Consider the following 12,347-nt stretch of genomic DNA (forward strand, 5'->3'; position numbering starts at 1 on the left):
CTTAAAATAAGTCTGCCACCACCACTACCGGTCGGTGGTCAGACTGTACCGGAGCATTTACCGTATATGCCCGCTGAGGCTTTATTTTCGAAGCGGTTGACTTGCTTACGGCAATGTAGTCAATGGTACTGTCGGGGGTATCGGCAGGGAAAGTAGGCTGGCTCATGTCGGTAAGAATCGTGAAATCGTTTTGCATCGCTTTCAGGAAATCCGATTCCGGAGTAGCATTCCAGTCGCCGGCAATGAGTACAGGTTTCTTAAATCGGGTTATTTCTTCTTTGATGATGGGCAGAGAAGCCATGCGGTCTTCTTCCGTCAGCGACAGGTGGGTGCAGATATAAACATAGTCGCTGAATTCCGTGATGAGCATCGTGCGTGCTTCTTCTCTTCCCGGCAATGCCCTGCGGTATACGTTCAGCGGCTTTTCTTTCGACAAGATACCGATGCCGTATTTTCCTCCATCGAAATCAATGGCAGGTGCATACGTGGCATACATTTCGGTATGTTTGCCCAATTCTCCCAGCACATACGTTCCGTGGCTGCGTCCTGTCACGCTGTCGAGTTCCTGTATGGCTACCACATCGGGAGCTTCTTTCCGAATCACTTCCGCCGTGCGGACATAATTGGTAGAGTCATCAAGCCCGTATCCGTTTTTCACATTGTAACTCATAAAGCGTGCCTCTTTTGCTTCCGGCTGGCAGGCTGATAAACCCAAGCAGGCAACTGCCGCCATACCCATCCATAGTTTGTTTTTCATGTTCTTCTTATTTTATGATAAATGAGATTCGTTTTTATATCCCGTAAAGGTAGATAATTTTTCGCAAAATAGCTGCCCGTTTGAGGCGGTAGAGTGGTTCGAATAGAAAGATGAAGTCTTCCGAATAGAAATTAGTAGTTCATTGGGAAGCGATGGTGAAAACTACCGCATGTGTTTCGGAGTGTAAAAAAGCCTGTCCAAATTGTCATGTAAAGTAACTTGAACAGGATGGTAATGAGTGATTTCCGCTTTTTATTTGCTGAATACCTGTGTCATGGGTCTGCCTATCCATGCTTGCGGCTGTTTCAGCCCGAAGATGCAGGCAATGGTAGAAGCCGTATCAAACTGCATCATGGTTTCTTGGAATGCTCCGCCCTGTTTTACGTTTTTTCCGGCAATGATGAAAGGAATTTCCATTTCGGCAAGTGTTATTCCCCCGTGACCTTTGTTGATGCCCCCATGGTCGGAGGTCAGGATAATAATCGTATCATCATAGATACCCGCATCTTTCAGTGCGGCGATGATGCGTGCCACATAACCGTCCAGCGTGTTCAACATCCGGTAGTAAGCCGGCGTATCGTGCCCATCGACGTGTCCCACATGGTCCAGTTGGTCGAAACAAACCGCCACGAAATTCGGCTTCTTTTCCTTGATATACGTTTCCGCCATGCAACAGAGTTGGTCGGGCTGTTCGTTATACCCCATCGCCTGTGCCACATGCGAGATAGCCAGCGTATCTACCAGATATTTGATACCTTCCCATTCGAACATACATCCGGTTTCTGCCTGCGGACACTGTTCGTACATGAGTGAATAAATCGTAGGGAATATTCCGCGTTCGTTTACCACCATCGACGGTATTTCGGGTGTGCGAGACCCCCACGTGGTGTACCCGTGCATTTCAGTACCCGCCCCGTTGAACATCGATGCCCAGTTGATAGCAGATTCGGACGGTAATACCGAACGTTTTTTCAGCGTATAACAGCCGCTGTCCATCAACTGCTTGATTGTAGGAATATCCGCTTTAGGAACACTGTACGCTCCCCATCCGTCGATGCCAATCATTACTACATGTTCGGCTTTCCATTTTGAAGCGTTTGCCGTGGTAAAGAAGCAGCCTAACGCCATCAGAAGTAAAATAATCTTTTTCATACTTTATTGAATTAATGTTTTGTTTTGCAGGTTATTCATTTTCGCCGCAGTAAATAAATTCCAGCACTCCACCTTTTGCGATGTCATGGTGCGAGATGCGATAATCGGATAATTTCCGATTGTTCAAACGGATTTCAAGTACGGGCTGTTCCTTTGTTTCCCGTCCCACGGTGCGTATGACAAAACGCTTTCCGGCGGGAAGATGAAGCACGGTTTCGTCAAACAGCGGTGAAACCACCTCATAAGAAGGTTCTCCCACGATGAGCGGATAAAGCCCCATTGCGCTAAATACATACCATGCACTCATAGCCCCATCGTCTTCGTCCATTTCCGGACAGTAAGCCTCCGGTGCATTTTTAAAGGCTTTTCCGATATAGGGCGAAGCATACTCGGCATTTCCTCCGTAGATGTGTGTCATCGGTTGGGTTAGAAGCTGGAAGATGGTTTGCTGTGTTTTTCCCGGACTGCCCAACCGATTGAACAGGTAGGGTACGTGAATGTCTGGCTCGTTCCCCTGATTATATAAGTTTTGTGCAAAGAAAGTTGTGAGCTGAGCTTCCAGCGAGTCTTTCCCCACTCTTTCAATCATTTGAGGGAGAAACTGTGGAGCTGCCCAACGGTATTGCCAGCGTGTACCCTGATACAGCCCGTTCTGCCTCATGCGCGTGTACGTACTGTCCACGTAACGGAACTCCCTGTCCCACACAGTGCAAAACAAACTGTCTCCTTTCCGGCGGTAAAGAGCAGCGTCGGCAGGCTTGTCTAATAGGTCTGCCACGCGAGACAATGCCCATAAATCCGTACTTGCCTCCATACATTGGTCGGGCGACTTTAGCGGCAGGTTTGCCACTTCATGTTTCATGCCTGCGTATGCTTCCGCCAGATTCGGTATTTCGATGCCCTTTAAACGGCTGTCAAGTAAAAGTGCGATGGCATGTTCTGTACGCACGGTAGGCACACATTCAGCATCGGTAGACCAGTCTCTTTTTCCCGTGGTATAAAGTACGGCGAGCGACTGCATCATGTCCGACATCCGTTCGGGGACAATTAGAGTAAGCAAGGGAAACTTGGTGCGATACGTATCCCACAGCGACCATGAGCTGTAATAATCGAATCCCTCTGTGCGGTGGAGCTTTCCGTCTGTGCCGGGATATTCTCCGTTTTTCCCGGTTGTTACCTGAAGCGGACTTTGACAGGTACGAAATAGTGAAGTGTAAAACAGCGTCCGCTCGTCTTTATCTCCACCCTTTATCTCTACACGCGATAAGATGCTTTCCCAAGCCTCGGCAGCTTGTTGGCGTATGGTCTGAAAATCGTTTTCGCTTGTTTCCAAAAAACACCGGCGGGCCTCTTCTATGCTTAAAGGCGAAACGGCGATGCGTACTTCTACAGGCGAATCCTCTGTAAAGGTCAGCTTTTGCCGATTACCTGCCGGCTCAAGATGAAATGGCACATCGGTATGCAGGTAATAATATAATGTATAGCGTCCGTTTCCGCACGTATTGGCTGCCGCAATCGTTCCGCCGATTTCGTTGGACGACAAAGTCTGATAGTCGGAATGGAAAACCCGTTCGAAAGCAGAAGCAGGAGCAAAGAGCAAAACAGGTTGCAGTCCCGGCTGCCATGTGAAGCGTTCGACAGCCGTAGTGCGTGTGGCCGTTAGTTCGATGTTCACTCCGTTGCTCAGCTTTGCGTGATAATATCCCGGCTGTGCCTTTTCCGTCGATTTGACGATGCGGACATCCACCCCAGCAGTATCGGGCATCAGGCTCAAGTTTCCTCCACAACCTTGTCCGCCCACTCCCGAAAGGCGGTTGACGGAAATGCCCGAAATGGTAGGAACGGCATAGTCGTACCCCGCATGTTGGCGCGGATGGCTGTCCGGACATACTTGTACCATCCCGAACGGAACATTGGCGGCAGGTGCAAGCTGTCCGTGGTCGCCCGATGTTCCTAAAAACAAATTAACTTCCGGCAGCAGGCTTTGAGCGGAGAGCATACACGTTTGAAGAAGAAAAGCAATAAGTAAACAGGAAATAGCTTTCATATCATGTTTTATTAAGTTTCACGATACAAAAATAACTGATTAGGGTTTCATAATTGTTACAATCGGCTGTTTATTCATCGTCGAGCGTGTAATGTATTGATAATTAGAGTGGTCTTCACTACCCGTTTGCCGAGGAAAATACTACCGTTAGCGTTATCCATTCCAAGCGGTAGTGTTGCCCCGCGCTACCCATAGTGCAGGCAAGTCCTATGGGTAGCGTTTTTTCGCCCCTCAGCATGGAGCCGGATGAAATAACGTTATCGGAAAATTTAAACAGACTCTAAGAATTTGAACAAGTTTTAATGTAAAATCTGTTTCTCTCTTTTCATGATTTATCAAGATTCATTATATTTGCTACGCAAACAAGATAAAATGTATGACAGAGACCAGTATTTATACATCCGAGGCAATAACACTGCTTCAAGCATTAATAGGAATTCCTTCTCTGAGCCGCGAAGAAGATACGGCAGCTGATTTTTTACAGAATTATATAGAAGAAAGCGGCATTATGACAGGAAGGTCGGGAAATAACATCTGGTGTATCAGTCCGATGTTTGATGTAAACAAGCCGACTATTCTGTTAAATTCGCATATCGACACCGTAAAGCCGGTTACAGGGTGGCGCAGACAGCCGTTTACTCCTAAAATAGAAAATGGCAAACTGTATGGTTTGGGGAGTAACGATGCGGGAGCAAGTTTGGTTTCTCTCTTTCAAGTCTATCGTCATTTGAGCGCAACTCAGCAAAGCTATAATCTGATTTATTTGGCTTCGTGTGAAGAAGAAGTCTCAGGCAAGAATGGGATAGAGAGTGTATTGCCTAAGTTGCCTCCGATTACGTTAGGCATAGTAGGCGAGCCTACCGAAATGAATCCGGCGATAGCCGAGAAAGGTTTGATGGTATTAGACCTGACAGCGCGCGGGAAAGCCGGACATGCAGCCCGAAACGACGGCGAGAATGCGATTTATAAGCTGATGCCCGATATTGAGTGGTTTCGTTCGTTCCGCTTTTCAAAAGAATCTCCGTTGCTGGGAACGGTAAAGATGAGTGTGACGCAGATTAACGCCGGCACGCAACATAATGTGATACCGGATATATGTACGGCGGTAGTGGATATACGTAGCAATGAGTGTTACTCTAACGAAGAATTATTCGAGGAAATCACCAAGCACATCAGTTGCGAGGCGAAAGCTCGTTCGTTCCGCTTGAACTCATCGAGTATCCCTGCCGATCATCCTTTCGTAAAGCGGGCTGTGGAGTTGGGAAAAGTGCCGTTCGGTTCTCCCACGCTGTCCGACCAAGCTCTGATGAAATTCCCGTCAGTAAAAATAGGGCCGGGAAAATCTTCACGCTCGCATACGGCAGACGAATACATCCTGTTGAATGAAATAGAAGAAGCAATCGGTTTATATATCCGTCTGTTAGACGGGCTGAAACTGTGATTGAGGGAGAACTGCATCCAAATAACGGAAGACGGTTGTTTGGATGCAGTTCCCGTCTTTATTCTTTTACTATCAATACCGTGGCATAGGCAGAGATACCTTCTTCGCGTCCGGTAAATCCTAATTTTTCAGTAGTCGTTGCTTTGATAGAAACATCGTCGGAGTCAGTACCCATCACGCGGGCAAGCGTTTCCTGCATGTCGGGGATGCGCGCTTTCAGCTTCGGACGTTCGGCACATACCGTGGCGTCGATATTTCCTATCCTGTATCCTTTCGTTGCAATGAGGTCTACCGTTTTTTTCAGTAGAATCTTACTGTCTATATCCTTGTAAGCTCCTGCCGTATCGGGGAAGTGATAACCAATGTCGCGCATGTTTGCCGCTCCCAGTAAGGCATCGCAAATCGCATGAATCAATACATCGGCATCCGAATGGCCCAACAGCCCCTTTTCGTGTTCTAACTTGATTCCTCCCAGCCATAAATCGCGTCCTTCCACTAAGCGGTGGACATCGAATCCGAAACCAACTCTTATTTTCATCTTACGTAAAAATCCAAAACTTTATTACTTTCTAAATATCCTTCCAAATGATTGCCGATGGATACCGGTCCTACGCCCACCGGAGTTCCGGTAAAAAGGAGGTCGCCTATCTTCAGCGTACAAAATTGACTGACATAGGCTATAATTTCGTCTACGCGGAAAAGCATGTCTCCGGTATTTCCGGTTTGAACCGTTTTCCCGTCAATGTCTAAGTGGAATCCAATCTGTTGGATGTCGGAAAACTGTTCTATCGGACTCCAGTCGCCGATGGCAGCCGAGTTGTCGAATCCTTTGCAAAGCTCCCACGGCTTGCCTTCGGCACGGAAACGGCGTTGCAGGTCGCGTGCAGTAAAGTCGATACCCACTGTTACCGCATCGTAATAGCGATGGGCAAAACGTTCGGCAATATTTTTTCCCAAACGGTTAATGCGTACCACCAATTCGGTTTCATAATCTACCTGATTGCAAAAGTCAGGGATAAAAAAAGGTTTGCTATCTTTCAGCAGTGCAGAGTCCGGTTTCATAAAAATAACCGGTTCTTCGGGCAGCGGTTCGCTGGCGTGGAGTTCACGGCAATGCTGAGGATAATTCATGCCAACGGCTATAATCTTCATGCTACTTATATTATTCTTATAGTTTTTCGTTCAAACGGTTAAACATCACGGCAAGATGAGCGTAGAGTGACGTATTCTGTACCACGATGTACTCCGGGACGCGAATACGGAAAGGAGTAAAGTTCCATACCGCTTTGATACCTCCCGCAATCATTTTGTCGGTAATCTCCTGTGCGATATTGATGGGCACGGTCAATACGCCGATATTTACACGGTTCTCTTTCATGAGACTTTCAAATTCATTGCTGTGGAAAACCGGAACACCGTTGATGGTTGTTCCCACCAATTCCGGCTTTACGTCGAAAGCCCCTATGATTTTCAATCCGAAATGCTCCAGACCGGAATCGCGCAATAAAGCTCCTCCCAAACTTCCCACTCCGAAGAGGTAGGCTTCGTGCAGGTTGGTGAATCCCAAGAAGTCTTCGAGCACCCGGATAAGCGAATCAATTTCATATCCTACGCGCGTACGTCCCGATATGTCAACAAAAGACAGGTCTTTGGCTATTTGAGAAGCATCGATATTGATTTGTCTTGATATTTGAGTAGAAGACACATACTTTTCGCCCCGCTCTTTCATCAGCTTGGCGTTTGAAAGATACCACGGCAATCTCCGTAGGGTAGGTTCGGGGATTTTATCTGTATGCTTGTTTATCCGTGTTGTCATTGTAGGGTTCGCTCTGTTTCTTCACATTTGCAAAATTAAGCTATTTATTCGGTAATACCGAACGCTGAGATTTAATTTTATATAATCCCGTGGAATCGCTATCTTTGACCTGATTATTTATTGAACTTGGAGTGATATGAAAAAGAATGACTGGAAAGACCGTTTGAATATTGTGTATTCTACGAATCCTGATTTTGCGTACGAAACAGAGCGTGATAACGAGGTGGAAACCTTGCCTAAAAACCAACAGAAACTACGGGTGTCTGTGGAGAAAAAGGGCAGGGGAGGCAAGACCGTAACCGTAGTGAGTGGTTTTGTGGGAACGGAAGACGACCTGAAAGACTTAGGAAAGTTTCTGAAAACAAAATGCGGCGTGGGAGGTTCGGCGAAAGATAACGAGGTGCTGATTCAGGGAGAGCTGAAACAGCGTGTCATCGACTTGCTGAAAGCCGAAGGATATACGCAGACGAAGTGATTTCAAGGGGTGAAAAACGCTATGGGTAGAAAGACGAAATTCATGCTGATGAACTCCTGCTTCCATGCGGAAGCGTTGGACCGTTCATCAGCATGAATTTCTTAGCCGTCAAGCGAATAATGTATCCGTAAGATAATCAGATGTTTACTCTTGAGCGGGGAGACGGCTGCTTGCTGTCTTCTTCTCTAAACCAATCGGCATACATTAAATAGCCGTTTGCGGTGCGTTGGTTCAGGTCTTTGCTTTGTTGCGGGTCGATTTTCTTAATAAAATGTGCCGGTACGCCTCCCCACATCGTGTAAGGTTCGATGACGGTGTTTGCCAAAACCAAAGCTCCTGCCGCAACAATGGCTCCTTCGCCCACTACTACATTATCGAGCAGGGTAGACCCCATGCCGATGAGTGCACAGTCGTCCACACGCGCTCCGTGAAGGGTAACGTTATGTCCCACGGATACATCGTTTCCGATTTCAACGACCGATTTGCCGTAAAGTGTGTGAAGAACCGAGCCGTCTTGGATGTTCACGCGGTCGCCAATCCGGATGGTGTTGACATCGCCGCGCAAAACCGCATTAAACCAGATGCTGCAATCGCGCCCTATCGTCACGTCGCCGATTATCGTAGCATTGTCGGCAAGATAACAATTCTCTCCAATTTTCGGGGTAAATCCCCGTACCGATTTGATTAATGCCATAAATGTATCGTTTGAAGGTTATCATTTGAGGGGAGCGGTAGCTTCTTTCAGCCACGCTTGTTCATCAGAGCCAAGCATCGGGCTAAGCTGCTTGTACACCAGTGCGTGATAATCGTTCAGCCAGTTTGTTTCTTCAGGACTCATCATTTCGGTCAAGATGGCTTCTTTGTCAATCGGGCAAAGCGTAAGCGGCTCAAATTTATAAAAATCGCCGAACTCCGTTTCCTTGCTTCTCACAATCAGCATGGTGTTTTCGGTACGTACACCGTGCTTGTTGCTCCGGTAAATACCCGGTTCGTTGGTGACGGTCATGCCGGGCAGAAGCAGAGCAGGTACATGATTCATGCGGAATTGATGAGGCCCTTCATGAACATTCAGGAAATGTCCCACGCCGTGGCCGGTGCCGTGTCCGTAATTGATTCCTGCTTTCCACATAAATTGTCGGGCAAGCACGTCCAACTGTGTGCCACACGTGCCGTAAGGGAACTCAGCCATAGAGAGCTGGATAAACCCTTTCAATACCAAAGTATAGTCGAGTTTCTGTTCGTCTGTCAGTGCGCCAAGCACAATGGTACGGGTAATGTCGGTGGTTCCGTCTAAATATTGTGCACCACTGTCTAACAGCAACAAACCTTCGGGGTGCAGCGTTACGGCCGTATCTTCCGTAGCTTCATAATGAACTATCGCCCCATGTTCCTGATAGCCGGCAATGGTGTCGAAGCTGATACCCTTGAAATCCCGTTGTTCGGCACGGAACTCATAGAGCCTGTTGTCGATAGTCAGCTCGGTTTCTTTTCCACTTTTAACGGCCTCTTTGAGCCAAATCAGGAATTTTACCATCGCCACCCCGTCGCGCTTCATAGCCTCGCGGAAACCGTTGATTTCGGTTTCGTTCTTGATAGATTTCAGGTAAAGAACCGGAGACTCGGCACGGACTACCCGTGTAGCAACTGAGGCTGTTTCATAGAGCGCATAATTCGTATCCGCAGAAAGCTGGAGACACTTGCCGGCATACGTATTCAGGTCTGCCTCCACATTTTCGTAAGGCTTTGTCTGTATATCATTCTCCTTTAAGTAATCAGCTATTTCCGGAGTTAATTTTTCGGGTAATATATATAATGTACAAGCATAGTCGGTAACCAGCAGGTAGCTGACGAAAACCGGATTGCAATGAACATCGCTTCCACGCAAGTTAAGCGTCCAAGCAATTTCGTCGAGGGCGGAAATCAAAATGCCATCAGCACCATTCCGGTGGATTTCTTCCCGGATTTGACCGATTTTATCACGGCATGACACGCCGGCGTACCGTAACGGTAAAACGAATGGAGGATTCAGCGGAAGCGACGGACGGTCAGTCCATAACGTGCGGAAAGGGTCTTCCACAGCCACTAATTGCAGACCATACGTATGTAAATACGCCTTCAGGCTTTCTGCATCGGCAGTAGTATTCACCCATCCGTCGATACCTACTTTACATCCGGTTTCGAGTACACTTCCCAGCCATTGGGGAATGGAAGGCGTTTCGGGCAGACGGTCTTTAAACAATTCGATGCCCGTATCTTGCAGTTGGTCGGCAGCCTGTAAAAAATACCGTGAATCTGTCCATAATCCGGCTTTATCAGCAGTAACGACAACCGTTCCCGCCGAACCCGTAAAGCCCGAAATCCACTTGCGAGACTCCCAATGGGCCGGTACATATTCTCCTGAATGCGGATCGGTGCTGGGGACGATAAAAGCAGCAATACCTTTATCGCGCATAAAGGCACGGAGCGAAGCTAATCTGTTAGTTATTTCTTGTTTCATAGGATAAGATTGATTATTAGAGATAATATCGGCAGACAAAGTTACAATTTCTATGTAATTCTTGATAAAATCTGCCGGAAAGTTTTGTGAATAAAGAAAGTATGTGTAATTTTGCGGCGCATTTCGACTGTAAATATTTTTAATAACAACTATATTTTAATAAACAAAAACATGATTGTAGTACCAGTAAAAGAAGGCGAAAACATTGAAAAAGCGCTGAAGAAATTCAAAAGAAAATTTGAAAAAACAGGTGTTGTAAAAGAATTAAGAAAGAGACAACAATACGACAAACCGTCTGTATTGAAGAGACTTAAGATGGAACGTGCTATTTACGTTCAGAAAATCCGCCAAACAGAAGAATAATAATTTACGGCAAAACTCTTGAATTATTGAATTCTTTTTCATAAATTCGTTGCAGAATATAATAAAAGCGATGTTTTTATGCTGAAAGAATCTTTCCTGAAGTATCTCTTGCTGGAGCGCAATTATTCCAAGCAGACGGTAGCTTGCTACGGTGCGGATATTGCTGCTTTTGAAGAATACTTTAAGAGTGTGGACGAAACGCTTGATTTTACGAATGTAGACGGAGATCTGGTTCGCTCGTGGGTGCTGAAGCTCATGGAAAACGGATACGAGTCTGCTTCGGTGAATCGGAAGTTAAGTTCGCTGAGAGCTTTTTATCGCTATTTGCTTCGTAAAGGCGAGGTGACGGCAGACCCGACACTGAAAGTAATTGGTCCGAAGCGGAAAAAACCGTTGCCCGTTTTTGTGAAAGAAGCCGATATGAACCGCTTGCTTGACTCTACGGATTTGGGAAGCGGGTTTAAAGGAGTTCGTGATCGTATGATTCTGGAAATGTTTTATGAAACAGGGATGCGAGTTTCTGAATTGATCGGGTTGGCAGATGCGGATGTAGACTTTTTTGCTTCTACGATAAAAGTGACAGGAAAGAGAAATAAACAACGTTTGATTCCTTTTGGCGAAGAGCTGAAGGAGGATATGCGGAACTATCTTTCAGTGAGAGATGAACATTGTGCGGAAGGGTGTGAAGCCTTTTTCGTTCAGGAGAACGGAAGGAAAATGACTCGTGCCGCCGTTTATGTTTTGGTAAGACGAAATTTGTCGAAAGTTGTTACGTTGAAGAAAAGGAGTCCTCACGTGTTGCGCCATTCTTTTGCGACTTCGATGCTGAATAACCATGCAGGACTGGAGGCAGTGAAAGAATTGTTGGGACACGAAAGTTTGAAGACAACGGAGATTTATACGCATACAACTTTTGAAGAATTGAAAAAAGTTTATGAACAAGCTCATCCCAGAGCGTAAAGAAAAGGAGGTTTTTATGGAAGTAAGAATTCAATCAATTCATTTTGATGCATCCGAAAAATTACAGGCTTTCATTCAGAAGAAAGCAGAGAAGCTCGAGAAGTTTTGCGATAATATAAAGAAAGTAGAGGTGTCTTTGAAAGTAGTAAAACCTGAAACAGCAATGAATAAAGAGGCTGGAGTTCGCGTATTGGCGTTAAATTCAGAGTTTTACGCAGAAAAAGTAAGTGATACATTCGAAGAATCGATAGATGTGTGCATGGAAGCACTCTCTAAACAACTGTTGAAAGCAAAAGAAAAACAACAGGGTAAATAAAAAAATCACGGAAAAGTTTTGTGATTAAAAAATTATATCTAACTTTGCAGCCGCTAAGCCGCCTCTGTGTGATGATTAGCGGCTGTAAATTTTGAAATTGCCTCTTTAGCTCAGTTGGCCAGAGCACGTGATTTGTAATCTCGGGGTCGTTGGTTCGAATCCGACAAGAGGCTCGAAGAGAGAAAGGAGAAGATACTTCTTTTTAATCTTTGAAGTTGGGCAAATACCAGAGTGGCCAAATGGGGCAGACTGTAAATCTGCTGGCTTACGCCTTCGGTGGTTCGAATCCATCTTTGCCCACTTAAAAAAAGTTGCGGAAGTAGCTCAGTTGATAGAGCATTAGCCTTCCAAGCTGAGGGTCGCGGGTTTGAGTCCCGTCTTCCGCTCTTCTTCTGATATTTCTTCTTTTGCTGTTATAGCTCAGCGGTAGAGCACTTCCTTGGTAAGGAAGAGGTCCCGGGTTCAAGTCCCGGTAACAGCTCGTGAATTTGTAAAGCTGATTACTAATCAAAAATAAATAAGT

General features: G+C 46.1%; 13 protein-coding genes and 4 tRNA genes. 9 read left to right on the plus strand and 8 right to left on the minus strand.

What is annotated here, in order from left to right; genetic code table 11:
• Window position 1: 1 nt before the first annotated feature.
• The 3 genes from H9626_RS08425 to H9626_RS08435 all read right to left on the minus strand — a co-directional run bounded on the left by H9626_RS08425 (window position 2) and on the right by H9626_RS08435 (window position 3,908).
• Window positions 2–757, minus strand: a complete 756-nt coding sequence (locus H9626_RS08425; protein ID WP_191710197.1) for an endonuclease/exonuclease/phosphatase family protein — start codon at window positions 755–757, stop codon at window positions 2–4.
• A 252-nt stretch (window positions 758–1,009) separates the two neighbouring features.
• Entirely contained in the window at window positions 1,010–1,909 is a 900-nt protein-coding gene (locus H9626_RS08430) for an alkaline phosphatase family protein (protein ID WP_178255944.1), read from the minus strand.
• Window positions 1,910–1,940: 31 nt separating this feature from the next.
• Entirely contained in the window at window positions 1,941–3,908 is a 1,968-nt protein-coding gene (locus H9626_RS08435; protein ID WP_191710252.1) for a glycoside hydrolase domain-containing protein, read from the minus strand.
• A 424-nt stretch (window positions 3,909–4,332) separates the two neighbouring features.
• Between H9626_RS08435 and H9626_RS08440 the strand changes: the two genes are divergently transcribed.
• Window positions 4,333–5,397 (plus strand): M20 family metallo-hydrolase, encoded by a 1,065-nt coding sequence (locus H9626_RS08440; RefSeq protein WP_191710198.1) that lies wholly within the window; start codon window positions 4,333–4,335, stop codon window positions 5,395–5,397.
• A gap of 58 nt (window positions 5,398–5,455) precedes the next feature.
• On the opposite strand, the gene ispF is transcribed toward H9626_RS08440, so the two are convergent.
• Genes ispF through H9626_RS08455 form a run of 3 tightly spaced genes read right to left on the minus strand, consistent with a single transcriptional unit; the run spans window position 5,456 to window position 7,213 of the window.
• Window positions 5,456–5,935 (minus strand): 2-C-methyl-D-erythritol 2,4-cyclodiphosphate synthase, encoded by a 480-nt coding sequence (ispF, locus tag H9626_RS08445; RefSeq protein ID WP_191710199.1) that lies wholly within the window; start codon window positions 5,933–5,935, stop codon window positions 5,456–5,458.
• Window positions 5,932–6,549, minus strand: a complete 618-nt coding sequence (locus H9626_RS08450) for a fumarylacetoacetate hydrolase family protein (protein WP_191710200.1) — start codon at window positions 6,547–6,549, stop codon at window positions 5,932–5,934. Before H9626_RS08450 ends, ispF begins: the two co-directional genes overlap by 4 nt.
• Window positions 6,550–6,565: 16 nt before the next feature.
• Window positions 6,566–7,213, minus strand: a complete 648-nt coding sequence (locus H9626_RS08455; protein ID WP_178255949.1) for a redox-sensing transcriptional repressor Rex — start codon at window positions 7,211–7,213, stop codon at window positions 6,566–6,568.
• A 136-nt stretch (window positions 7,214–7,349) separates the two neighbouring features.
• On the opposite strand from H9626_RS08455, the gene H9626_RS08460 reads away from it, so the two are divergent.
• Entirely contained in the window at window positions 7,350–7,688 is a 339-nt protein-coding gene (locus H9626_RS08460; RefSeq protein ID WP_178255950.1) for a translation initiation factor, read from the plus strand.
• Window positions 7,689–7,824: 136 nt separating this feature from the next.
• On the opposite strand, the gene H9626_RS08465 is transcribed toward H9626_RS08460, so the two are convergent.
• Both H9626_RS08465 and H9626_RS08470 read right to left on the minus strand, forming a co-directional pair.
• Window positions 7,825–8,382, minus strand: coding sequence for a gamma carbonic anhydrase family protein (locus H9626_RS08465; RefSeq protein WP_178255951.1), 558 nt, complete (start codon window positions 8,380–8,382; stop codon window positions 7,825–7,827).
• Window positions 8,383–8,403: 21 nt separating this feature from the next.
• Complete coding sequence (locus H9626_RS08470) at window positions 8,404–10,185, minus strand: aminopeptidase P family protein (protein ID WP_191710201.1); 1,782 nt, start codon at window positions 10,183–10,185, stop codon at window positions 8,404–8,406.
• Window positions 10,186–10,356: 171 nt separating this feature from the next.
• Between H9626_RS08470 and rpsU the strand changes: the two genes are divergently transcribed.
• The 7 genes from rpsU (at window position 10,357) to H9626_RS08505 (ending at window position 12,305) form a co-directional block, all read left to right on the plus strand.
• The gene (gene rpsU / locus H9626_RS08475) at window positions 10,357–10,548 is read left to right on the plus strand and encodes a 30S ribosomal protein S21 (RefSeq protein WP_191710202.1); all 192 of its coding nucleotides are present in this window, start codon (window positions 10,357–10,359) and stop codon (window positions 10,546–10,548) included.
• A 78-nt stretch (window positions 10,549–10,626) separates the two neighbouring features.
• The gene (locus H9626_RS08480) at window positions 10,627–11,508 is read left to right on the plus strand and encodes a tyrosine recombinase XerC (protein WP_191710203.1); all 882 of its coding nucleotides are present in this window, start codon (window positions 10,627–10,629) and stop codon (window positions 11,506–11,508) included.
• 16 nt (window positions 11,509–11,524) lie between these two features.
• On the plus strand, window positions 11,525–11,824 hold the full coding sequence (gene hpf / locus H9626_RS08485) for a ribosome hibernation-promoting factor, HPF/YfiA family (protein ID WP_191710253.1): 300 nt from the start codon (window positions 11,525–11,527) through the stop codon (window positions 11,822–11,824).
• A 99-nt stretch (window positions 11,825–11,923) separates the two neighbouring features.
• Window positions 11,924–11,997, plus strand: a tRNA-Thr gene (locus H9626_RS08490).
• A 44-nt stretch (window positions 11,998–12,041) separates the two neighbouring features.
• Window positions 12,042–12,124, plus strand: a tRNA-Tyr gene (locus tag H9626_RS08495).
• 13 nt (window positions 12,125–12,137) lie between these two features.
• Window positions 12,138–12,210: transfer RNA gene (locus H9626_RS08500), tRNA-Gly, on the plus strand.
• A 23-nt stretch (window positions 12,211–12,233) separates the two neighbouring features.
• Window positions 12,234–12,305, plus strand: a tRNA-Thr gene (locus H9626_RS08505).
• Window positions 12,306–12,347 lie beyond the last annotated feature (42 nt).

Origin of the sequence: Phocaeicola faecium (assembly GCF_014837055.1) — a bacterium.
Lineage (GTDB): Bacteria > Bacteroidota > Bacteroidia > Bacteroidales > Bacteroidaceae > Phocaeicola > Phocaeicola gallinarum.